This window comes from Mesorhizobium sp. M0563 (genome assembly GCF_040321065.1).
Taxonomy (GTDB): domain Bacteria; phylum Pseudomonadota; class Alphaproteobacteria; order Rhizobiales; family Rhizobiaceae; genus Mesorhizobium.
Genome location: NZ_JAMYQV010000002.1, coordinates 473216 through 496803, shown reverse-complemented (window position 1 = coordinate 496803; position 23588 = coordinate 473216). Strand labels below are relative to the sequence as shown.

The following is a 23588-nucleotide window of genomic DNA, read 5'->3' as shown; positions in this document are numbered from 1 at the left end:
ATCAGACGATGTCGAACGCGAACCGAGAAACCCCTCGCCCTGCCGCCGGCCGTGCCGGCATAAAGAAGGAGCTGCCCGCGCATTTCAAGGACTACCGGCACGTTTGGGTTTTCATCGAGCTCGAACGCGGTCAGGTCCATCCCGTATCATTCGAACTGCTCGGCGAAGGCCGCATGTTAGCAGACAAGCTTCAGGTCCAGCTTGCGGGCGTCGTGCTTGGACCGCCGGGGGAGGCCATCGGGAACGCCGTTGCCGAAGCCTTCGCTTATGGTGCCGACCTGGTCTACATCGTCGAGGAGCCGCTGCTCGCCGACTACAGGAACGAGCCTTTCACCAAGGCGATGACGGATCTGGTCGATACCCACAAACCCGAGATCCTTCTTCTCGGTGCCACCACACTCGGCAGGGATCTTGCCGGCTCCGTGGCGACGACCTTGCAGACAGGGCTCACGGCCGACTGCACCGAACTCGATGTGGATACCGACGGTTCGCTCGCCGCCACCCGTCCGACTTTCGGCGGTTCCTTGTTGTGCACGATCTATACGCTCAATTTCCGCCCCCAGATGGCGACAGTGCGACCGAGGGTCATGCCCATGCCGCAGCGGGCGGATAAACCGGTCGGGCGTGTCATCCGGCACAAGCTCTCGGTAGCCGAGGACGAGATCGTTACCAAAATCCTCGGCTTCCTGCCGGATAGTCAGTCGGCAAAGGCAAATCTTGCCTATGCCGACGTCGTGGTTGCGGGAGGCCTCGGTCTAGGCGCGGCGGAGAACCTGCAGCTTGTGAAGAATCTCGCGCGAGCAATCGGCGCCGAGCACGGCTGTTCGCGCCCGTTGGTCCAGAAGGGCTGGATGCCAGCTGATCGGCAGATCGGCCAAACTGGCAAGACCATCCGGCCGAAGCTTTATATAGCGGCCGGGATTTCCGGCGCCGTCCAGCATCGGGTTGGCGTGGAGGGGGCGGATCTCATCGTGGCCATCAACACCGACCCGAACGCGCCGATTTTCGATTTCGCTCACCTCGGGATCGTCACCGACGCGATCCGCTTCCTGCCCGCACTGACGGAAGCCTTCACCCGGCGGCTGTCGCCCCACAGTCGCGATAAGCTTGCGAGCTAAGGGATGGACATGATTGAGGAACAATTCGACGCCATTGTTATTGGGGCCGGCATGTCCGGAAACGCAGCTGCTTACACCATGGCCAGCCACGGCCTGAAGGTGCTGCAGTTGGAGCGGGGTGAATATCCGGGCTCCAAGAATGTCCAGGGTGCCATCATGTACGCGAACATGCTGGAGAAGATCATCCCGGATTTCCGGGACGATGCGCCTCTCGAGCGGCATTTGGTTGAACAGCGGCTTTGGGTGATGGACGACACATCCCATACCGGGATTCACTATCGGTCGGACGACTTCAATGAGGCGAAGCCCAACCGCTACACGATCATTCGTGCCCAGTTCGATAAATGGTTTTCGCGTAAGGTGCGCGAGGCCGGCGCGACGGTTCTGTGCGAGACGACCGTGACGGAACTCATCCGTGACGCCAAGGACAGGGTGATCGGCGTCCGCACAGACCGGGCCGGCGGAGCCATCTACGCGGACGTGGTCGTCCTCGCAGAAGGTGTTTCCGGGCTGCTTGGCACGCGGGCCGGCCTGCGCGAGATGCCGAAGCCGCAAACCGTGGCGCTCGCCGTCAAGGAAATGCATTTCCTGCCCGAAGAGGTCATTGAGGAGCGGTTCGGCCTCAAGGGCGATGAAGGCTGCGTGATCGAGGCGGTGGGCACGACCTCCCGCAGCATGGCCGGGCTCGGCTTCCTCTACACCAACAAGGAGTCGATCTCACTGGGCATTGGCTGCCTCGTCTCCGATTTCGCGGCGATGGTCGAGAGCCCTTACGTCCTCCTCGACGCCTTAAAAACCCATCCTTCGATCCGGCCGCTGATCGCCGGCTCGGAAGTGAAAGAATATTCCGCGCATCTCATTCCCGAAGGCGGCTACAAGGCTATTCCGCAGCTCTTTGGCGACGGTTGGGTCGTGGTCGGCGATGCCGCGCAACTGAACAACGCCATTCACCGCGAGGGTTCGAACCTCGCCATGACCTCCGGCCGCATCGCGGCTGAGGCAATCATCGAGGTCAGGAGCCGCAACGGTCCTATGACCAAACGGAATCTCGCCCTTTACAAAGCCATGCTGGACAAGTCCTTCGTGGTCAAGGACCTAAGGAAATACAAAGACATGCCGGCCTTGCTCCACACCAATTCCTGCAATTACTTCACGACTTATCCGCGGTTGATGTCGCAAGCCGCGCAGAACTTCATGCGTGTCGACGGCATGCCGAAGATCGAGAAGGAAAAGGCGACCACGGCGGCCTTCATCAAGGCGCGCTCGCGCTGGGGGCTGGTCAGCGACGCGGTCCGCCTTGCATTGGCGTGGCGCTGAGGGGAGATGAAATGACGATCGCAGTGACGAAGTCACGTGTCGAGGACAAGCTTTACCAGAACCGCTACTTGGTGGATTCCGGCCGTCCGCATATCAAAGTGCGACCGCACGAGAGGCCAAGCGCGAACTTGCTCGCGCTGACCCACGTCTGCCCGGCGAAATGTTATGAGTTGAACGACAAAGGTCAAGTGGAGATCACTGCCGACGGCTGCATGGAGTGCGGCACCTGCCGGATTTTGTGTGAGACCAGTGGCGAGATCGAGTGGAACTATCCACGCGGCGGCTTCGGAGTCCTCTTCAAATTCGGATGACTGAGGCACGCACCGTATCAACAGGGTCAATCTTGGTACACCTAAGGTCGGGACCAAGGCCAAGTCTATCTTTGCTGGAATCGCCTCGCAACGAAGAGAAGCTCGTGAATAGTGTGCTTTCAGAATTCAGACTCAGATTCAAAAGGAGGAGCACTCTGGACGACAACCCCTGAGGTGTTTCCATGGCTCACGTACCGCAAGATCGGGTCGACGAGGTAGCACCTCGGGATACCCGCCCTGAACCGCCCATCAAAAGCATGCCCCAAGCAGATATCGCGCTCAGGGGACTCTACGAGATATCGAAGGTGCTGACCGCCCCCACCGAGCTGGAGATTACGCTCGCCAATGTCGTGAACATCCTGCCTTCGTTTCTGCAGATGCGTCACGGAGCAATCGTCGTCCTGGACGCTGAAGGAGAGCCGGAGATTGCCGCAACTGCCGGCAACATCCACGCACCTCAATCAGGCACTCGCCGCGTCATACCACAGGCCATAACAGATCAAATCGTCGCTACGGGGACGCCGCTGTTCATACCGGACGTCCGCAAGTCCCAACTATTTCAGGCTGACCTTCAAACGTCTTCGAGCAGCGGGACCATCCCAATTGCCTTTATCGGTATCCCGCTAAAGGCTGATCATAAGATCCTTGGGACATTGTCGATCGACCGCGCCGGAGACGGCGTCACCGACTTTCGCGACGACGAGGACACATACTTCCTGACGATGGTCGCCAACCTTGTCGGCCGGACCATCCGTCTCCATCGCACCCTGAGTACAGATCGTCAGCGGTCTGTCCATGAACAATGGAGACCGGAGAAATCGCCCAACGAGGGGAGGACCTACGACCCTGCCCGGCATGCGGATGCCAAAATCGACGGGATCATCGGGGAAAGCCCCGCACTCAAGCAGGTGCTCGAAACCGTCTCGGTCGTAGCAGGGACCAATTCCACCGTGCTTCTGCGGGGTGAAAGCGGCACCGGCAAGGAATTCTTTGCGCAAGCCATCCATAAGCTCTCACGTCGGAGGAAGAGGTCTTTCGTCAAATTGAACTGCGCCGCACTGTCTGAAAGCGTTCTGGAGTCAGAACTGTTTGGGCATGAAAAGGGCGCTTTCACGGGTGCTATCTCCCAGCGCGCCGGTCGTTTTGAATTGGCAAATGAGGGAACGCTGCTACTTGATGAAATCGGCGAGATTTCGCCGGCCTTTCAAGCCAAGCTGTTGCGTGTCTTGCAGGAAGGCGAGTTGGAGCGAGTCGGCGGCACCAAAACGCTACAGGTCGACGTGCGCCTCATATGCGCCACCAACAAGGACCTCGAGACGGCCGTCATAAAAGGGGAGTTCAGGGCCGACCTTTATTACCGCATCAATGTGGTGCCAATTATCCTGCCTCCGCTCAGAGAGCGACCCGGCGATATTCCACGCCTTGCGAACGCGTTCCTCAACCGATTCAACAAGGAGAACGATCGCGCACTTGCCTTCGCGCCGTCGGCGCTTGACCTGATCTCGCAATGCTACTTCCCTGGTAACGTCCGCGAGCTGGAGAACTGCGTCCAAAGGACGGCCACACTTGCGCGTTCAAGGACGATCACGCCATCCGATTTCGCCTGTAAGAAGAGCCAGTGCCTTTCCTGGCTCCTCTGGAAGCGAGCCGACCGCTCGAATGGCGGCAATGCCATCGACGATCTCGCACGGTTCAACGAAGTGCCCGTCGGATTGCGGCTGCCGGCCAGTCGCATCGGTGCCTCCGCAGGCAAGGTATCTCCCCTTGCGGCGGGCGATCCGAACGATCCCGCTTGTCCCCCGCGTCTGACGGAACGCGACCGGCTGATCGACGCGATGGACAAGGCCGGTTGGGTTCAGGCCAGGGCGGCTCGTATCCTCGGCCTCACGCCGCGGCAAATCGGCTACGCGCTGCGCCGGCATGGTATCGAGGTGAAGAAATTCTAGACGTCGTGATGACGTCAAACGTAAGCCCGGAGTAGTCTCCCTCACACTCTGCGCGCCCAAGGCTGGTAGCCTTCGCGACCCGATTTGCTTGTCCACTGTCGGAAGCCCGACAAAGGTGTGTCGGAGCAATCCCACGGAATCCGACACGAAAGCCAATTCGTGAACCAAAACCGCTCTTTGAGCTGGCATAGCTCTTGCGGTTTGAACTGCGACATTCACCAGCAACGGAGCCGTTCGATGTCCGCACCGGCAATTTCGCTTGAGAGCCTCAGCACGACATTCGATGACGAGTTGCTTGCCACCGTGCAAGCCGGTGGCTGCGCGTCTTCGTCCTGCGGCTCGTCGATAAAGCCGGACGACACGGATCCGGCTATCTGGGAGAAGATCAAGGATCACCCCTGCTTTTCAGAAGAGGCGCATCACTATTTCGCGCGCATGCACGTCGCGGTCGCGCCCGGCTGCAATATCCAGTGCAACTACTGCAATCGCAAATATAACTGCGCCAACGAAAGCCGGCCTGGGGTGGTCTCCGAAAAGCTGACGCCCGACCAGGCGCTACGCAAGGTGATCGCGGTCGCCAACGAGGTGCCGCAGCTTTCCGTGGTCGGCATCGCCGGACCTGGCGATGCGTGTTACGATTGGAAGAAGACGAAGGCAACGTTCGAACGAGTCGCCAGGGAAATCCCAGACATCAAGTTTTGCATCTCCACGAATGGGCTCGCGCTGCCGGACCATGTCGATGAGCTTGCCGACATGAATGTCGATCACGTGACGATCACCATCAACATGGTCGACCCTGAGGTCGGTGCAAAGATCTATCCTTGGATCTTTTACGACCATCGCCGCTACGTCGGCATCGAAGCCGCCCGGATCCTGCACGAGCGCCAGATGTTGGGTCTGGAGATGCTGACCGCGCGCGGCATCCTCACCAAAATCAATTCGGTGATGATCCCCGGCGTGAACGATGAGCATCTGATCGAGGTGAATAGATGGGTCAAGGAGCGAGGCGCGTTCCTGCACAACCTCATGCCGCTGATTTCGGACCCGGCGCACGGCACGCACTACGGACTGAGCGGGCAACGCGGCCCAAACGCAATGGAGATGAAGGCTCTTCAGGATCGTGTCGAAGGCGGCGCCCAGTTGATGCGCCACTGCCGGCAGTGCCGGGCAGATGCCGTCGGCCTGCTCGGAGAGGATCGTGGCCAGGAATTCACAGTCGACCGGATTCCCGGCGAGGTCACCTACGATGCCAGCAATCGCAAGGCCTATCGGGAGCTGGTCGCGGAGGAGCGCCGTGATCACGTGGCGGCTAGGAGAGAAGCGATCGGATTGGTCAAGGCAGCGAGCCCCGGCAAGTCCCTTCTCTTCGCGGTGGCGACCAAGGGCGGCGGCCGCGTCAATGAACATTTCGGCCATGCGAAGGAATTCCAGGTTTATCAAGCCTCGCCGAGAGGGATCAGTTTTGTCGGGCATCGGAAGGTGGAGCAGTATTGCCTCGGCGGCTGGGGCGGAGAAGCCGCCCTCGATGGCGTCATCGCAGCGCTTGAAGGCATAGATATCGTGCTGTGCGCCAAGATCGGAAACTGCCCGCAGGATCAGCTCGCCGACGCTGGAATCCAAGCCACCGACGCATATGCCCACGACTATCTCGAGACCGCAATCAGCGCGATTTACGCGGCCGCGTCTGGGACCCCCGCACTCGCGGCGACGGCCTGAGCGCGTCTCATCCATTCGGACCAGGAGTTAAAATGGCTTTCAAGATCATCGCATCCCAATGCACCCAATGCGGCGCCTGCGAATTCGAGTGTCCCTCCGGCGCGATCAAGTTCAAAGGCGAGAGCTATGTGATCGAGCCGCAAAAGTGCACCGAATGCGAGGGGGTCTTCGATGCGCAGCAATGTGCCTCGGTATGCCCGGTGCCGAAGACCTGCGTTCCTGCGTGACGGACATTGGGCCGCCGACATGGTCGGGGATGCCTTCGCAGGACACCTGGAACGCCTTTGTTCACAATCTGCAGCCTCAAGAGAAATCAGGGAACGGACATGTCGCTCGGACGCGAAGAGGAGGTCGAAATCCGCAGGCCTCCACGATTCATGCCGGGAGAGCGGGTACGTGCCACTCGCCACATAAAGAATGACGGCACCTATCCTGGCAGGGAGATCGGCGAAAATCTCGTGCGGAAGGGCGACGAGGGATATGTGCGCGACATTGGCACCTTTCTCCAGCAGTTCTTCATCTATGCGGTCGAATGGATCGACCGTGGCACAGTCGTCGGCATGCGAGCGCGTGAACTGATGAGCCTCGACAAAGCCGAGGTGCCCTGCAGTGCTGATAGCAATACCAATGAAGGGACGGCCAGATGAAAGTCATGATCCGCAGGACCGATGCTGGCTTGTCGGCGTATGTCCCGAAGAAGGACCTCGAAGAGCCGATCATCAAGCTCGAGAAGGAAGAGTTGTGGGGCGGAACTGTGACGCTCAGGAACGGGTGGCGGCTCCTCCTACCCGATCTTCCACGGGATACGCGTCTGCCGATCACCGTCGAGGCAAGGAAGGTTTCCGAAGAGGACTGATGCTGCCCGTTCATAAGGTGCGTCGCGAGGAAACGAGCATGAACACGATCCTGACATCGGGCCACCTGGTCATCGTGCGGGACAGTTTTGCCGAAAAGCTGCTTGACCTGGCGAAGGAAGCGCTCGCCGCCGATCAGGTGATCCCCTATCTCGGTCCGGGTCTTCTTGGGTTCAACTGTGCGGAACCGCCTGTGCCGCATACGCCCGAGGTCGTTGCCGCGGCACTCAATGCACGGGCGCCAGCCCCTTCCAGGATCCGCACCAATATGTGGTCGGTTGCGCAGTTCATCGAACAGCGCCGGCATCGCCGGACGCTTCAAGCTTGGATGACCGACATATTCGCAGCGCCGGTGGCGCCTACCCTCCTCCACGCCTGGCTCGCAAGGCTGCCGCTCTCCCTCATCGTCGACAGCTGGTACGACGGCGCGATGCGCACGGCTCTCGTAGAGACCGGCCGAACGGACGTCGTTGAGATACAAGGCGTCACGCGGGCGAACGAAATCGGTAACATTTGGACGAAAACCTACGATTTGTCCGGGAGGGAACTCGACCCCCGATCGGGGGCAAAGACGGTTCTCTATACACCTCACGGGAGTATTGGGCCGGCGCAAAACTTTCTCGTCGCAGATTCCGACTATGTCGAAGTCCTGACCGAAATCGATATCCAGTCACCGATCCCAGACGTGGTGAAGGAACGGCGCATCACCCGTGGATTTTTCTTCGTTGGCTGCCGCTTCAACGATCAGATGCTGCGCACCTACGCCAGGCAGATCATGAAGCGCTCCCGAGGTCCACATTGCGCGGTAATGGACGCGGAAACGCTGACCAGAAACGAAGCGCGTTTCCTTGCGGCAAGCGGAATCACGGTGATCGACATGCCAGTAAGTGAAGCCGCGGCTCGGCTTATAGGAACGGGCACTGCTGCAGGTGGTGGACAGGATTAACAATGGCGGGCCCCCTTGATGATTGGTCCTTCGGCTTGCCTCGAAGGCGCAAAATGCAGTCGGGAATACACCCGTGAGCAGTGATGCTATCGGCAGCGCAACGAACGCTCTGAATTCGTTGACCCATGTGGAAGCGGCGCCCTGGGGCCGGGATTTGAGTACGCTGTTGCGCATCACGCGTATGAATTTGCGGCATCCCTGGCAGGTCGCCTTCGCTATGGGCTCGACGATCATGGCGGCAATCCTCCAGTTGCTCATTCCCCAGCTTCTCGGCCGGGCTGTCGACCAGACCCAGACAGCCATTGGGGGCGGTGTCGCGGGGACCGCGGCAGGACAAGCGCTCTGGACCCCGGCTCTCCTGCTGCTCGCCGTCAGCGCGCTACGCGGCCTTTTCACGATGGCGCAGAACTATTTTGCCGAAGCCGTCGGGCATCATGTCGCGTACGAACTGCGGCTCGCCTACTACGACAAGATCCAGCGTCTCAGCTTTTCCTTTCACGACCGGGTCCATTCAGGCGATCTGATCACCATCGGAATGCTCGATCTCCAAGGCGTGCGGATGTATTTTTCCACCGCGCTCGTTCGCGTGCTCCTGCTCACCATGCTGATCGGGATCGGCGCCTACATGATGATCTCGACCGATCCCATGCTCGGCCTGGTCGCGCTGAGCTTCGTGCCTTTTGTCGCCTGGCGCTCATCGGCCACACAGCTTAGGCTGCGCGCCACCTGGCTCGACCTGCATGAGCGGCTTTCGGTACTAAGCCGCGTGATGGAGGAAAATCTCGCAGGCATCCGCGTGGTCCGCGCTTTTGCGTCTCAAGCCTATGAGATGCTGAAGTTCGACGGCGCTTCCAAGAACGCGCTCGACCTCGCCCACGACCGAGTTGACATCTACGTGCCCAGCACGTCGGCGATGACCTTGTCCTTCTTTTTCGCAATGGGATTGGTGCTCTGGATCGGTGGCAGCAGGCTCGTCGCTGGCGAGATCAGCGTCGGAACGGTGGCGACCTTCCTGACCTTTATGACAATCCTGCAAATGCCAGTCCGCCAGATCGGCCTCATGGTCAATGCCTTTGCCCGCGCTTCTAGCTGCGGTTCGCGGCTTTTCGGTCTCCTCGACCAGGAGATCACAATCAGGGATGCTCTCGAGGCCAGACCGCTCGAGATAAGCGACGGCACTCTGCGCTTCCACAATGTCTCATTTGCGTACCCCAGCGCCGAAAACCGCGCCATTTTGAAGAACCTCAGCTTTGAGGCCCGTAGAGGCGAGACGATCGCGATCGTCGGTCCGCCGGGTTCGGGCAAATCGACGATGGCTCATCTGGTCCCCCGCTTTTACGACGTGACCGGTGGCGCCATCACGCTGGACGGCCAGGACATACGTAATGTCACCCTCGCGACGCTTCGCAAGGCGGTCGCCGTCGTACAGCAGGATGCATTCCTATTCACCACCACGATCGAGAACAACATCGCTTATGGCGATCCCTGGGCGAAGAGACAGCGAATAGAACGCGCTGGCGAATTCGCCCAGCTCCACAACTACATCCTCGGGCTCCCAGCAGGCTACGAGACGGTCGTGGGCGAACGCGGCGTCTCTCTCTCTGGCGGCCAGCGCCAGCGTCTCACGATTGCTCGCACCATGATGCTGCGCCCCTCCGTCGTCGTTTTCGACGACTCAACGGCCGCGATCGATGCCGGCACCGAGCAGCGCATCCGCGCGGCGATGCGGCGCTTCGCCAAGGATCGGGTGACGATCATCATCGCGCACCGGCTGAGTGCGCTTATGCATGCCGATCAGATCCTTTTTGTCGATAACGGCGAAATCGTAGAACGCGGCACGCATCAAGAGCTTTTGGCGAAGCGGGGACGCTACAGGGCCCTTTACGATCTCCAGACGCGCCCGGGTGATGACATTATGACCCAGTATGGGGACGCCCGCTGATGGCCCAGGGCCGCGCCGGCGAACTCGAAGCCGACCGTGACGACGGCAGACGCCCTCCGCGCGCGGTTGTCGGCTCGCACCGCATCGAGGAGGAGATGTTCGGCCGGGCTTTCGACAAGAGCATCCTCCGGCGCATCTGGGCCTTCGTCCGTCCCTATCGGGCCAGGGTAGTCATCACGATTGCAGCAATGCTGATCTTCACCGGGACGCAGCTTCTCATCCCGTTGATCATCAGCTACGCGATCGACCAGGGCATGAACCCGGCAAGGAACGATCGCTCAGCCCAGCTTGCGGCCGTCGGCGCGTTCGTTTTGGCGATTTTGGTCAATTTCGCTGCCGGCTACATGCAGGAAACCGTGGTTGGGAAAGTGGCCGAAACTGTCCTGTTCGACATCCGCCGCGCCATGTTTGGCCATCTGCAGAAGGTCTCGCTCTCCTTCATGGACAAGACCGAGGTCGGACGCCTCATGTCGCGCCTGCAAGGCGACGTCAACTCCATACAGGAATTCCTCGAAACCTCGGTATATTCCGTAGGCGATGTTGCGCTTCTCTTCGGCATCGTTTTCCTAATGCTGTGGCTCGACTTCCGCCTCGGCCTCCTGACGCTCTCGGTTCTGCCGGTCCTGGTGATCGTCCGCATTGTCTGGCTGCCGCGTGCCCGCGCCGCCTTCATGGCTGCACACGAGACTAATTCCGTCGTCAACGGCGCGCAGGCCGAAGCCATTCACGGCGTGCGCACCGTCCAGTCCATGGACCGCCAGCAGGTGAATTTCATCCTTTTTGACGACAAGGCCCATGCCAACCTCAGGACCCACCTGATCGCTGCCAAATATGCACTGGTCATGGTGCCTATCGTCGATGGCCTCACCGGCCTCGCCATGGCCGCCGTTATTGTGGTCGGCGGCTCGATGGTCCTGAATGGCCGCATAGATGTGGGCGTATTGGTTGCCTACCTATTTTACATCCAGCGCTTCTTTGACCCGATCCGCTCACTCACCCTGCAATATTCGGTCATGCAGCGCGCCATGGCCTCAGGCAAGCGCCTGGCCGATGTGCTCGACGTCAAGATCGATGTTCAGGACAAACCCAATGCCGAGGTGCTTTCGCCCGAAATGGACGGCTCGGTCGAGTTCAGGGACGTCACCTTCGGCTACAATCCGAACCGTTCGGTGCTGAAAAATGTTTCCTTCCGGGTCAATCCCGGCGAGACGGTCGCACTGGTCGGGCCGAGCGGTTCTGGCAAATCGAGTGCGATGGCCCTGGTCCACCGCTTCTATGATGTTCAGCAGGGCCAAGTGCTGGTCGGTGGATATGATGTGCGCGATCTCACTCAGGAATCGCTCGGCCGCCAGGTCGCCATGGTGCTGCAGGAGCCATTCCTGTTCACCGGGACGGTCTTCGAGAACATTCGATACCACAAGACAGAGGCCACGCGAGACAAGGTGATCGAGGCGGCCAAGGCGGTCGGCGCCCACGACTTCATCATGAGCCTCGCCGACGGGTATGAGACCCAACTTGGCGAACGCGGCGACAACTTATCTCTCGGACAGCGCCAGCTTATCAGTTTCGCCCGCGCCCTCGTCGCCGACGCCAAGATCCTCGTGCTCGACGAAGCTACCGCCAACATCGACAGCTACACGGAAATGCAGATTCAGAAGGCTCTGATAAAGCTGCTTGAAGGCCGTACTGGCCTCGTGATCGCCCACCGTCTTGCCACGATCCGGGGTTCCGACCGCATCATCGTGCTTCAGAATGGCCAAGTTATTGCGGCTGGCAACCACGATCAGCTAATAGCCACGGGGGGCCTCTATTCCAAACTCTACAATCTCAACTACGCCTCCTTCGACGACATTCCCGAATACGATACGACCGTACAAGCTGGCTCCCAGACCTGACGTCTTGCCGGCCTTGTGGTACTGGCATTGACTCGGGCGTGCCGGCGGACACTCGGGCCGCCGCAGACGAGGAAGCAGGCAGCATTCATGCAAAGCACTCGCGCGGATCGTGAAGACCGGCTGCGAACGATTTCCTCCAGCGTCGTTATCCGGCCGCGGTGCACGCCGCGACATCGGGCGAACTCGCTCCAGGTGGTGTCCCTCGGCGTAGCAAACCCGCTCGCGAGCGCGCCCTCAACAGCGCCGTAGCGAGTGACGGCTTTGCTACCGCCGAGCCGCTGATGAAGCTGGATCTGGGCGCCGCACCGGCGCCGCCCCGGGCGAGAAGAAGCTCTGCGGCGGGCTATGTGCAACGACTAGCGCGAGCGCGACGAGCAGACGCGTGCCGGCACCGTGACGCGCTCGGCCATCATCTCCTTAGGATCGTGCAGGCTCACACGGAGCCTAGACGCCAGCCAACGCACAAACACGGCAATCTGTGCTGCCGCTCGTGCGTCAGTTTGGCCTCCGTCCCGATCTTGCCGTCTCCACCACGTGCACGCTCGAGCACGTGGATGCCAGGGAGCGCTGCTATTTTTACCTTCCGAAAATTGCCTGGTCAGCCAACTCGAGCCATGATTTCGGATTGAATGGTCGTCGCGGTGTATAGGGAAGCGTCTAGCGGCAGATTCCCAAATGCCAGTTGACAAAGAAGGTAGTTGGCACCTGCCTCTTCCAACTGACCAAGCAGAGCTTCTCGCACAGACGCTGCTGATCCTACCACGCACAATTCACTCTCGACTGCCGCATCGAAGGTCAGCGGCAGGTTTGGTGGAGTGGGGATAGCGTTAAGCTCGTAAAGGAATTGGAAGCTCTTGAGCCATCGTTCGTAAGCAGGTGCCGCGAGCGAATAGGCATGTGTGTCACAACGCCCAACCACGACCATGCGGAGCAATCCAATAAATGGCGCTCGATCGCCGGTGTCAGTGTTGTCCTCTCGATAGGCGCGGAAGGCATCTGTAGTTTTGCGAACAGAAGAGGAAGGCCCTACACACGCGATGTTTGCTCCATTCGCAGCGGCCCAGGCTGCGGACTCGGGTCGATTCGCGGCGACCCATGTCGGCGGATGTGGACGCTGATGAGGTCTTAGCGTCAAAGGAACGTCATTGAGCTCAAAATGGCGGCCTTGATAGCACAGCGTGCCAACCTTCATGGCATTAACAAGTATTTCAACAAGAATTTCGCTGGCTTCCGCATAGCGGCCCGGCACCGCGTCCGCACCAATCCCGAAGTAACCCAATTCGATCGGGAGAGCACCGCGCCCTATGCCCAGTTCGAGCCTGCCACCGCTCAACTGGTCCAGCATACAGATCTCTTCGAACGCACGCAGCGGATGATAAAGCGCAAGCAGCATCACCAAGGGTCCGAGACGCAGGCGCCGGGTGCGCTGGGCGACGCTCGATAAGAACAGATTCGGCGATGGACCTCTCCCATGGGGGGTACAGTGGTGCTCTGCGAGATGATAGGCATAGAACCCTAGCTGATCGCACGCCTCTGCTAATATCAGGCGATCTTCGTACTGCCGGGCGATATCGAGGCCGTCCTCGTCCAGATGATCGAAGATGCCGAAGGCTAGGTTTGAAGGAAAGACGTTTGTCACTCGATATTGTCCCCGATTTTAAAGAAAAATGTTGTCGTGCTTGGGTGACCAAGCAAGTCTAGATAGCAATGTGTGATATCGGATTAGCGTCAGCGTACCGAACGAGCAGAGCCTGACGCTCCCCTGCCCGTGGTGCTTGGTATGTTTAAGCTTCCAACTATATCGCGAGCGGCAGCAAGAAATGCATCCAATTGCTCTTTTGTGCCGATGCTGACGCGGATGCAATGTTCCAAACCATTGTCCGGAAAGTAGGCAACGAGTATCTTTTGCCTTTCCAAGGCTGCTTGCCACCATGAGCCGTCCTGTCCCGCTGGCACACGGGCTAGCAAGAAATTTGCGTGGGAGGGCGTTACGGAAAATCCAAGTTGCGACAGTGCGGCTGTCACTCGCTGTCGTTCATGTCTGATGTGCTTGTGGTTCTCTGCGTAGGCGCCGCGATGCGCAAGCACGCTGATACCAACCGCATGCCCGATCACGTTCATGTTGAAGACGTTCTGGATGTTGCGCAGCCTGCCAATAATCTCAGGGTGACCGAAACCGAAACCGACGCGAATGCCGGCGGCGGCATAGCTCTTCGAAAATGTTCTCAAGATCAGAAGGTTCGAATAACGGTTGATGAGGCGCAGCCCGTGATCGGGTGCAAAGTCGACGTAGGCCTCATCAAGGACGACCAGGCGATCCGATTGTGACACGAGGCGTTCGATATTGCTTATCGAGAGGAATGTTCCGGTCGGATTGTTTGGATTGGCCACCAGAATGAACTTGGCGTCTTTTGCCGGACCGGAAAGCAATTGCTCCATTGGCAGCGAATGAGTTTGACATCCGATCTCGAGAAACTCAGCACCATGCAACATGGCAAGTTTGCGGTTGAACGAAAACCCTGGCGATATCATCGCCACCTTGTCGCCAGGGGCGAGGAAAGCTCTGTAGATGAGTCCGAGCAGTTCAGACGACCCGTTGCCTGCGATGACCTGATCCGTGGATACGCCATAGGTATTGGACGCTGCTTCCCTCAAGCTGATGTTATCGTCGTCCGGATACAGATACTGGCGCTGGAGGGCCGCCACTGCACTTTGCATTATGATTGGCGGCAACGGAAACGGGTTCTCATTCGTATTCAGCTTGACAAAACTTCTGTCCGGCGCTGGTCCGTTGGACGGCAGAGCATCTAACTGTCGCGTCCCTTGCGGAAGAGACGAAAGCACAGCTTGCAGTTTTGCATCGGACATATTTTATCTCCGTTTCAGTCGCACAGGGGCATCCATATGAGCTCGCAACGAGAGCAACATGGCGGACGGATTGACGATGGCAGCGTCGCCTTTCACAAGATGGTCGCAACGCCGGCTGCCACGGGAATTCGGCCAGGCTGTCCTCGGTCGGATCGACTTGACGCGGACGCGGATCTGCATCCCTGCGCGGGCCAAGCCGCTAAGCGGTCTCAGCTAATCCGCCTGAGTCATGCTTTCACAGACGCTTGACCTCGATGCCGTATTTCCTCAGCACGTAGCCAATCTGGCGCGGGGTCAGTCCAAGCAGGCGCGCCGCCTTTGCCTGCACCCAGCCACATCTTTCCATGGCAGCAATGACGCGCTCGGCGTCGGTGGTCCTCGCGCCCAATGAGTGGGTTGCTCCGGCAGGCGGGACTGTGGTGGCGGCCGAACGAGCGGCCGCATCCGGAGGCGTGGCCGGATTCACTGCGTCTGGCAGGATTGGCGCTGGTTGCAGCGCGGCCTTGCCCGATCTGCTCTTCCGCAGCGCCTCGGCAAAGCATTGGTCGTGGGAGCACGCAAAGTCGTTTCTCCCGATTGATAGTCCCTCCGCCAGGATCGCTGTCCGGTGCACGCAATTTTCAAGCTCGCGAATGTTGCCGGGAAATTCACATTTCATCAGTACTTCAATCGCACGCGGATCGAAGGTCAGCGTACGGCCGTTCTCATCGTTGAAATTCTTGAGAAACTCAGCTGCGAGGAGCGGAATATCGCTGCGCCTTTGGCGCAACGCCGGCACCAGCAAGGGAACCACGTTGATGCGATAATATAGGTCGGCGCGGAACTCATTCCTTGCAACCGCCTCTTCAAGGTTCCTGTTCGTGGCGGCAATCACGCGAACGTCGACCTTGATGGTCTGGTTGCTGCCGACGCGCTCAAACTCCTGCTCCTGCAGCACGCGCAGTAGCTTTGCCTGGAAGGAGGCCGAGATCTCGCCGATCTCATCCAGAAACAACGTCCCCTTGTCGGCGAGCTCAAAGCGACCCTTGCGGGAATTGAACGCGCTTGTGAAGGCACCCTTCTCATGACCGAACAATTCGGATTCCAGGACTGTCTCTGGCAGCGCTGCACAATTGAGTTTGATGAAGGGCCGCTTGGCGCGCGGCGACAACTCGTGAATTGCCTTGGCGACCAGCTCCTTGCCGGTACCGGATTCGCCTCGCAACAGAACCGTGGTCTTTGCCTTAGCTACCACTGCGATCTTCTCGAGCAGCGCGCTTAGCGCCGGACTATCGCCAATCATTCCCTTGACGTGAACCTTCTTGCGCTGCGGTGCAGGGTGCTTGACATCAGAGAATTGCGTTTGCAGCCGATCTTCCACCTCTGTCGGTCGTTCGCGGTCGCCCGCGGAGAAGCGGTGCAACTTGACTGTCTGTCCCACCATGTTGGCTATCATGGTGAGCAGCCGGACATCATAATCGAGCCGATACGTTGACCTGCTGTCCAAGGCGCGGTCGATAGTCAGCGTGCCTACGGCGTTCCCATCAACACGAATGGGAACGCCGATGAACGACACGGGGTCCGAGGCCCCAAGCACCTCTATGTCAGCGGCAGTGAAGGCCGAATGCACCGCTACGTTCTCGGCGACGAGCGGCGTGTCCGTCGTCACAATCCGATCGATTGCCTTGCGCGGCAGACGCATTCGGGAGCGCTCATCGCTGTTCTCGTCGCAGCCGGTGACTACGGTGATGTCCAGTATGCCCTCAGCGTCGAAGAGAGCGATGATGCCGTGCCGCATCTGCACAAACGAGGGCAGGAGATCGACGACCTTGGCCAACGTGACTTCGAGCCGGGCGGGGTCGGTGAGTACTTTCGATATTTCGAAGATGCCGGTAAGCGCGTGCTCGTGCGATGGCACAAAAGGGACCGCGGTGTTCGTCTCGGACTTTGGGTAAGCCCTTTTCGCATCCGGAAGCGAAATGCGGCACTCGCTGGCATTTTGTTCTGATTTGGGAATGTTGTGGTGCATGTGATCCTCGATCTCGCGCCATGAAATGCATGCCGGCGGCATGTGCGCCCGCGACCGGGGCAAGCGCGAAAATGCTCTGACGTGAACTCGTGCCACCGCCGTGTGGTCGAGTGCAAAGCGGGTCGACCCCTGACGCATCGCTTGGCTCTCCCTCCACGAAGCTTGGCCACGTTCTCGGCTTGCACGGGGGCAACCACACGTTGATTTTCAAAAGACTGGAGCGAGGCGGGATAGTCAATCGAGCTTTCTTTCATTCGTGAAAGGAAACCTCGCGGCCTATGATAGAATTCATCAGTTCTAATTTTTGTCGGCGATGTTGAACGACAGAAATACGGCGCCGGCGATGCGGTGCCCGAGCGGCTGACCGCGCCGAGTATAAATTGCCGGGCCGTGCCATTCACCAGCGCCTGCGAACCAGGGGCGGGAGCGATAATCACTGCCGACGACACTGGTCGGTCGCGGCAACCGCCATTTCCTCGATATTGATGACGCAGATAAGGCGGCGGCGTCGCGTGTGAAGGCGCGAAGCTGGCGGTCGAGCGCGGCTTTCTCGGCGGTGCTCGGAACTTCTGAACCGCATCGTCGCGGTCAGCACCAGCGGCGTCAATCCCTACGTCTCGACGTCGCTTTCAAGCTGTCGCTGCAGCGGGAGCGCGGCAAAGAACACGGCAATTCTCCGCTCTGGTGCCAGCGATGCGGCCCTTCCCAAAGTCGGCAAACCGAGGAGCCCACCACGATGTGCAGCAAAACCGCAAGCCAGGGAGATCGACCGGCAATCTGCCGGAGAACATCAAGCGCGTGCTGGACGGCGGGCTTGTCATTCCCGTCTTGTGCCACCGCATCCGATCATTGGCGAGCCCAACGTCCAGGTCATGCGGATCCATTTGGCATGGGTATTGCGGCGGCGTTGGTGCAGCGTTCGACCGGAGCGCCGCGATAGGGAGAAGCCCGGGAGAAGTCACGCCACCTCGATCAGGGAGAGAGAAACAGTGTCAGCTGCACAAGTCCGCGGCGCGAGTCCCGCGCCCCGCAAACCCTTCTATGCCAAGCTTTACGCGCAGGTGCTTGCCGCCATCGCCCTCGGCGTCGCAATTGGCTATTTCTATCCGGGGACCGGCGAGAGCCTGAAGCCGCTGGGTGATGCCTTCATCAAGCTGGTCAAGATGATCATCGCGCCTGTCATCTTCCTGACAATTGCGACCGGCATTGCCGGCATGAACGATCTTCACAAGGTCGGCCGGGTCGCCGGCAAGGCAATGGTCTATTTCCTCACCTTCTCGACGCTCGCGCTGATCGTCGGCCTCATCGTCGCCAATGTCGTCCAGCCTGGCACCGGCCTCAACATCGATCCGACCTCGCTCGATGTCCAGGCCGTGAATACCTATGCCGCAAAGGCCCACGAGCAGTCGGTCACCGGCTTCCTGATGAACATCATCCCGCCAACGATTGTCGGTGCCTTCGCGGAAGGCGACATCCTGCAGGTCCTGTTCTTCTCGGTTCTGTTCGGCATGGCGCTGGCAACGGCCGGAGAGACGGGCAAGCCTGTCGTCTCCTTCCTTCAGGCGCTCATCGCGCCTGTCTTCAAGCTCGTTGGCATTCTGATGAAGGCCGCGCCGATCGGCGCTTTCGGCGCAATGGCCTTCACGATCGGCAAATATGGCATCGGTTCGGTCGTGAACCTCGCGATGCTGGTCGCGACGTTCTATTTCACCGCCTTTCTTTTCGTGTTCGGGATTCTCGGCGCGGTCTGCCGCTACAACGGCTTTTCGATCTTTTCTCTCATTCGCTACATCAAGGAAGAGCTGCTGCTTGTGCTCGCAACGTCCTCCTCGGAGGCCGCGCTCCCCTCGCTCATGCAGAAGATGGAGAAGGCGGGCGCCAGGCGTTCGGTTGTGGGTCTCGTCATCCCGGCCGGATATTCGTTCAATCTGGACGGCACGAATATCTACATGACCCTGGCGGCCCTCTTCATCGCGCAGGCGACGAACACGGACCTGTCAATCGGCGATCAGGTGCTGCTGCTGCTCGTTGCGATGCTTTCCTCCAAGGGCGCTGCAGGTGTCACAGGTGCGGGCTTCATCACCCTGGCTGCTACGCTCGCCGTAGTTCCGAGTGTTCCCGTTGCTGGGATGGCACTGATACTCGGCATCGACCGCTTCATGTCCGAATGCCGGGCGTTGACTAATTGCGTTGGTAACGCAGTGGCATCCCTCGTCGTCGCCCGCTGGGAAGGAGAATTGGACCAAGCGCAGATGAAAGCCGCCTTCTGCGGTAATCAGCTTGCCGAGGCATCAAACCGGCTATCCTCCGCCGAGTAAGGTCGACGCACCGCGACCGGTTTCGGCAAGCTGGTCACATGACCTGAACGATCGACTCGCAGGCTCTAAACGGCGCCTCACGAACCATGTATCAGAAGCGCTAAATGTGTGAGTGCAAATCATCGCCGCCCTAAGCGAATGAACCTTCCGTTATACCCGGCCGGTCTACGTCTGGAGTAGTCCAATACGCTGTCGATCATTCAGTATGCGGGCGTCTTCACTTTGCCCACCCGAAACCATTGTCGAATCGCGCTAGGTGACAGAGAGCCAGCCTGCGTCAAAAACCAATCAGAATAGGACCCATGACCAAGCGCCCCACAATTGCCGATCTCGCCCGCGAATCCCGAGTCAGCGTAGCAACGGTCGATCGGGTTCTGAACGCCCGCCATCCGGTGCGCGAGGAGACCGCGCGGCGGGTCCACGACGCCGCCCACGCGATCGGCTATCATGCTGCCGGGCTCATCAAGCAGCGCTTGCGGCGAGACCTACCGTGCTACCGTCTGGGCTTCATCTTGAGAAAACCGGCCCAGCATTTCTACCAAGACTTTGCGCGCGAGGTCGAAGCGTCGGTCAATTTGGCCCAGTCCTTCCACGGCATTCCGCTCATCCAATTCGCCCCGTCACATATGCCGAGCGACCTAATCGCACCGCTCAAGGATTTGGGCGCACGCTGCCATGCGATCGCGATGGTGGCACCGGACCACCCGAAAATTACAGCAGCGGTTGAGGACCTCAAGGCCAAAGGCATTCCGGTTTTCTCGCTGCTTTCCGACTTCGCCGCCGGCGTGCGACAGGGCTATATCGGCCTCAACAACCGCAAGGTGGGGCGCACGGCCGCTTGGATGGTGTCCAAGGTCGCAAAACGGCCCGGCAAGGTGGCGGTGTTTGTCGGTAGCCATCGTTTCCAGGGGCACGAGCTCCGTGACGTCGGCTTTCGCTCCTATTGCCGTGAGAACGCGCCGACGTTCGAGGTGCTCGATCCGCTTGTGAACCTGGAGAAACGGCAGGTCACCTACGAGGCAACGCTTGATCTCATGCAGCGGGAACCCGAGCTCGTCGGCTTCTATGTCGCCGGGGGCGGCATGGAGGGCGCCATCTCCGCGGTCCGGGAAGAGGGTAAAAGTCGCGATCTCGTCGCGATCGTGAATGAAATCACGCCGGAATCTCGGGCGGCACTCGCTGATAACATCATCACGATGGCGGTCGCCACGCCAATGCGCCGGCTTTCCCAGGAGCTGATAACGCTGATGACGCGGGCTATCGAGACCGGCACTGCTGAAACACCAGGACAGACATTTCTGCCGTTCGACATTCATCTGCCGGAAAATATATGAAACTGATGGCTTCTATCGTAAGCGGGGAAGTTTCCTTTCATAAATGAGAGAAAGTTGATTGATGATCCCATCCACGCGGGGTAGCCGCACCCCACAGGCCTCAGCCGCGGCCCAGGATGAAGCGCCAATTGGGTGAACGGATCGGCCACGCGTTCAGGCGGAAGCGCGAGGTCGCGACCGGCTTCATTGCCAACATCTCGACGTTGTCGGTCCAGGGCGGTGTCGTCAAGGATGCCTCACGCCAGTAGCCGAGCGAGGCCGGCACAGTCCATTGGGATTGACCTCGTCGACCGGCACCTCCTCGCCTGGCCGCGCGTGAAAAGCCGCGGCAAGGCCGGCAAAGTTGGCATTTGAGTGGGGCTAGACATCTTCTGGGACTTCGCACGCGAAATCGGAGGCGGCAGTCAACTCAGCACCAACCCGGGCATGTGTTCTGCTCGTTCCTGGCCCTCGTACTCAGCAAGGAACTGCGCCGCTCTGCCGAGCCAAAGGCCTGACGCCCGAATGGCAACCGCTCCTACGCGATCGCGACCGCCTCCAGGAAGCCCGAGACGCTCAATAGCTTTCAAGCAAAGGCGCCAGGCGAGATGCCTCCTGCAACATCATTTCCCGCATCCACAGGCTTGCCGGATCAGTATTGTGAAGCGCGGGCCATTGGACGGCCTCCGTGAATGCGGGATGAGGAAGTGGCGGCGGAAGTCCGACAATCCGCAGGGGTGTTGTTTTTGCGAAATGCTGCGCCAGCCGTAAGGGCATGGTCCCGATGCGGTTGGTGCCTGATAGGACGGGCGCGATCAGGCTAAAGCCCTGTACGACGACCTCGATACGTCTCTCGAAACCGTGCTCGAGCAAATACCACTCCTCCATGGTGGGCTGCCGGGTGTGCCTGAATTTGAGCACGACATGCCCCATCGACAAGTATCGCTCGAATGTAAGTGGCTCTGACAGCTGCTTGTTCGTGCCGCAGCCTACGCATACGAGCATATCTTCGAACAGGGCTGCGCGAGGATGTTTCGACATGAACACTTCCGGCATAATCAGAAAATCAACGTCGCCGCGCCGGAGAAGCTCCTCGGGGTCGTCGCAAATAGGCAGGCATTCGAAGCGGACGGCGGGAGCTTCCCGCGCAGTACGCTCTACGATCCTCTTAAAAAGCACGAGCGTGAGGTAATCGGAAAGCATGATTCGGAAGAGACGATCCGATTGGGCTGGGTTGAAGGCGTCGGAGGAAATAATCGATAGCTGGATGTGCAGCAATGCGTCCCGGACTGCTGGGGCAAGCCCCTCCGCGCGCGGTGTCAAAATGAGCTCGCGGCCGTTCATCGTAAATAGCTCATTGCTGAAGTAGGCGCGTAACCGAGCGACGGCGGCGCTCATGGCCGGCTGGCTCAGGTTAATACTGTTGGCCGCGGCAGTGACTTTACGCTCCCTGATCAGAGCGTCCAGCACAACGAGGAGATTCAGATCCAGCCCCTTAAACCGCATATCCTGATCTATCCAGCGTGTGGATGGGCATCATCTAAACAATCAATTTTACGAATTTACGAACCATGCATTAGAGGAACGTAAATGACCGACGTCAAGCTCAAATCGACGGCGCCGCGACGGGCGGGAACATCGAGAGAGCTCATTGGCGAGCCCCACCGGCTGGCTCACCTTCGCTAACGACAACGGTTGAGTGCAGCCAACAACGCCGCCGCTTTGGCCGGGTAATGCGGCCCGCAAGAAACTATTTTGAAGAGAGGTCCTGAATGCGCCCTCAGGTGCAGTGGAAATTGTGCTGGGAAAACGAGTTGCAGCTCTCGGACCACGTCGAGCTCGCCCAGTTCTTTCGTAATACCTACGGGCCGACTGGGGCGTCCAACGCAGAACCGTTCAAAGGTAGTCGAAGCTGGGCCGGAGCCAGGCCTGAACTCCGCGCAATCGCCTATGATTCGAGCGGTGTAGCGGCTCACATGGGCATACTGCGCCGTTTCATCAAGGTTGACGCGGTCGATCTGTTGGTGGCTGAGCTGGGCCTGTACGGGGTACGTCCGGATCTTGAGGGTCTCGGAATCGCCCATTCAATCCATGTCATGCTTCCAATACTGCAGGAGCTTGGCGTTCCATTCGCTTTCGGAACCGTCCGGGACGCGCTGCGGAATCATGTTGAGAGGTTCGGGCGGCGATACAGCCCTATGGCCGTTTTGTCGGGAATTCGCGTGCGCTCCACCCGACCAGAGGCGCGCCTCGACCTGCCGCCCACACGCATCGATGACGCACTCACCATTGTTCTGCCAGTTGGACGGCCGATCAGCGAATGGCCCACGGGCACGATGATCGATCGGAACGGACCAGAGCTATGAGCCGTCCCGATTGCTTGTACGAAGTGCGCCGTGAGTGCTCTGACGGCACCGGCCGTCGCAGCGTTTATCTGACGTTTGACGACGGTCCCAATCCACTTTTCACACCGGAGATTCTGGATGTGTTGGCAGAGCAGCGGGTGCCGGCGACTTTCTTCGTCATCGGCGCCTACGCCTTAGAGCACCCGGATCTAATCCAACGAATGTTTGCAGCAGGGCACGAGCTAGGCAACCACACGATGACTCATCCGGATCTGTACAAATGCGGCTTCGGCGAAGTGCAACGTGAGATCTTTGAAGCGAACGGCGCCATCATGAGGGCGTGCCCTCAGGCCTCGGTGCGCTATATTCGCGCGCCCTACGGGGCCTGGAGCGAAGAAGTCTTCACAGCGTCACAGATCGCCGGGCTGACGGCCCTCCATTGGTCCGTCGACCCTCGAGATTGGTCTCGCCCTGGGGCCGACGCGATCATCGATACCGTGCTCGCCTCTGTCCGGCCGGGCGCAATCGTACTCTTGCACGACGGATGCCCTCCCGGCGAGTTGAGCCAGGGCGCTCACGCCGGTCTGCGCGACCAGACGGTCACGGCGCTGTCCCGGCTGATTCCAGCACTTCATGAGCGCGGATTTGTAATCCGCTCACTTCCTCAACATCACTGAACAAACGAGATCCC

The 23588-nt window shown here is 59.5% G+C and carries 19 protein-coding genes; 15 read left to right on the top strand and 4 right to left on the bottom strand.

The window, feature by feature from the left end; translation table 11 throughout:
• Positions 1-8 precede the first annotated feature (8 nt).
• From NKI50_RS05120 to NKI50_RS05070, 11 genes are all read left to right on the top strand, one after another.
• The gene (locus NKI50_RS05120; RefSeq protein WP_352705426.1) at positions 9-1118 is read left to right on the top strand and encodes an electron transfer flavoprotein subunit alpha/FixB family protein; all 1110 of its coding nucleotides are present in this window, start codon (positions 9-11) and stop codon (positions 1116-1118) included.
• A gap of 9 nt (positions 1119-1127) precedes the next feature.
• Entirely contained in the window at positions 1128-2435 is a 1308-nt protein-coding gene (locus NKI50_RS05115) for an FAD-binding protein (RefSeq protein WP_352705467.1), read from the top strand.
• An 11-nt stretch (positions 2436-2446) separates the two neighbouring features.
• Complete coding sequence (locus NKI50_RS05110; protein WP_023678245.1) at positions 2447-2746, top strand: ferredoxin family protein; 300 nt, start codon at positions 2447-2449, stop codon at positions 2744-2746.
• Between the two features lie 182 nt (positions 2747-2928).
• Positions 2929-4692 carry a nif-specific transcriptional activator NifA gene (nifA, locus tag NKI50_RS05105; RefSeq protein ID WP_352715615.1) on the top strand — a complete coding sequence of 588 codons (1764 nt, stop codon included), beginning with the start codon at positions 2929-2931 and terminating at the stop codon, positions 4690-4692.
• A gap of 237 nt (positions 4693-4929) precedes the next feature.
• Positions 4930-6408: a nitrogenase cofactor biosynthesis protein NifB gene (gene nifB, locus NKI50_RS05100; protein WP_352705465.1), complete on the top strand. Its 1479-nt coding sequence runs from the start codon at positions 4930-4932 to the stop codon at positions 6406-6408.
• Positions 6409-6440: 32 nt separating this feature from the next.
• Positions 6441-6635 carry a 4Fe-4S dicluster domain-containing protein gene (locus tag NKI50_RS05095; protein WP_023678248.1) on the top strand — a complete coding sequence of 65 codons (195 nt, stop codon included), beginning with the start codon at positions 6441-6443 and terminating at the stop codon, positions 6633-6635.
• A gap of 99 nt (positions 6636-6734) precedes the next feature.
• Positions 6735-7055: a nitrogen fixation protein NifZ gene (locus tag NKI50_RS05090; protein ID WP_352450751.1), complete on the top strand. Its 321-nt coding sequence runs from the start codon at positions 6735-6737 to the stop codon at positions 7053-7055.
• Positions 7052-7264, top strand: a complete 213-nt coding sequence (gene nifT, locus NKI50_RS05085) for a putative nitrogen fixation protein NifT (protein WP_023678250.1) — start codon at positions 7052-7054, stop codon at positions 7262-7264. The genes NKI50_RS05090 and nifT overlap by 4 nt, the downstream gene beginning before the upstream one ends.
• 38 nt (positions 7265-7302) lie before the next feature.
• Entirely contained in the window at positions 7303-8208 is a 906-nt protein-coding gene (locus NKI50_RS05080) for an SIR2 family NAD-dependent protein deacylase (protein WP_352715612.1), read from the top strand.
• A 73-nt stretch (positions 8209-8281) separates the two neighbouring features.
• A complete protein-coding gene (locus NKI50_RS05075) occupies positions 8282-10150 on the top strand; it encodes an ABC transporter ATP-binding protein (protein ID WP_352715609.1) in 1869 nt (622 codons plus the stop codon).
• Positions 10150-12045, top strand: coding sequence for an ABC transporter ATP-binding protein (locus NKI50_RS05070; RefSeq protein ID WP_352715606.1), 1896 nt, complete (start codon positions 10150-10152; stop codon positions 12043-12045). Before NKI50_RS05075 ends, NKI50_RS05070 begins: the two co-directional genes overlap by 1 nt.
• A gap of 598 nt (positions 12046-12643) precedes the next feature.
• Here NKI50_RS05070 and NKI50_RS05065 read toward each other — a convergent pair.
• The 3 genes from NKI50_RS05065 to nifA (NKI50_RS05055) all read right to left on the bottom strand — a co-directional run bounded on the left by NKI50_RS05065 (position 12644) and on the right by nifA (NKI50_RS05055) (position 16921).
• The gene (locus NKI50_RS05065; protein WP_352715603.1) at positions 12644-13684 is read right to left on the bottom strand and encodes an LLM class flavin-dependent oxidoreductase; all 1041 of its coding nucleotides are present in this window, start codon (positions 13682-13684) and stop codon (positions 12644-12646) included.
• A gap of 89 nt (positions 13685-13773) precedes the next feature.
• On the bottom strand, positions 13774-14913 hold the full coding sequence (hisC, locus tag NKI50_RS05060) for a histidinol-phosphate transaminase (RefSeq protein ID WP_352715600.1): 1140 nt from the start codon (positions 14911-14913) through the stop codon (positions 13774-13776).
• Positions 14914-15148: 235 nt separating this feature from the next.
• Positions 15149-16921 (bottom strand): nif-specific transcriptional activator NifA, encoded by a 1773-nt coding sequence (nifA, locus tag NKI50_RS05055; RefSeq protein ID WP_352715597.1) that lies wholly within the window; start codon positions 16919-16921, stop codon positions 15149-15151.
• Between the two features lie 989 nt (positions 16922-17910).
• Between nifA (NKI50_RS05055) and NKI50_RS05050 the strand changes: the two genes are divergently transcribed.
• Together NKI50_RS05050 and NKI50_RS05045 are read left to right on the top strand one after the other, a co-directional pair.
• Positions 17911-19239 carry a dicarboxylate/amino acid:cation symporter gene (locus NKI50_RS05050; protein WP_352715594.1) on the top strand — a complete coding sequence of 443 codons (1329 nt, stop codon included), beginning with the start codon at positions 17911-17913 and terminating at the stop codon, positions 19237-19239.
• A 302-nt stretch (positions 19240-19541) separates the two neighbouring features.
• Positions 19542-20573, top strand: coding sequence for a LacI family DNA-binding transcriptional regulator (locus NKI50_RS05045; RefSeq protein WP_352687758.1), 1032 nt, complete (start codon positions 19542-19544; stop codon positions 20571-20573).
• Positions 20574-21128: 555 nt separating this feature from the next.
• On the opposite strand, the gene NKI50_RS05040 is transcribed toward NKI50_RS05045, so the two are convergent.
• Positions 21129-22058, bottom strand: coding sequence for a LysR family transcriptional regulator (locus NKI50_RS05040; RefSeq protein ID WP_352457033.1), 930 nt, complete (start codon positions 22056-22058; stop codon positions 21129-21131).
• Positions 22059-22324: 266 nt separating this feature from the next.
• On the opposite strand from NKI50_RS05040, the gene NKI50_RS05035 reads away from it, so the two are divergent.
• Both NKI50_RS05035 and nodB read left to right on the top strand, forming a co-directional pair.
• A complete protein-coding gene (locus tag NKI50_RS05035) occupies positions 22325-22918 on the top strand; it encodes a NodA family N-acyltransferase (protein ID WP_352715590.1) in 594 nt (197 codons plus the stop codon).
• Positions 22915-23574, top strand: a complete 660-nt coding sequence (nodB, locus tag NKI50_RS05030) for a chitooligosaccharide deacetylase NodB (protein WP_352715587.1) — start codon at positions 22915-22917, stop codon at positions 23572-23574. The genes NKI50_RS05035 and nodB overlap by 4 nt, the downstream gene beginning before the upstream one ends.
• The last annotated feature ends 14 nt before the right edge of the window (positions 23575-23588 follow it).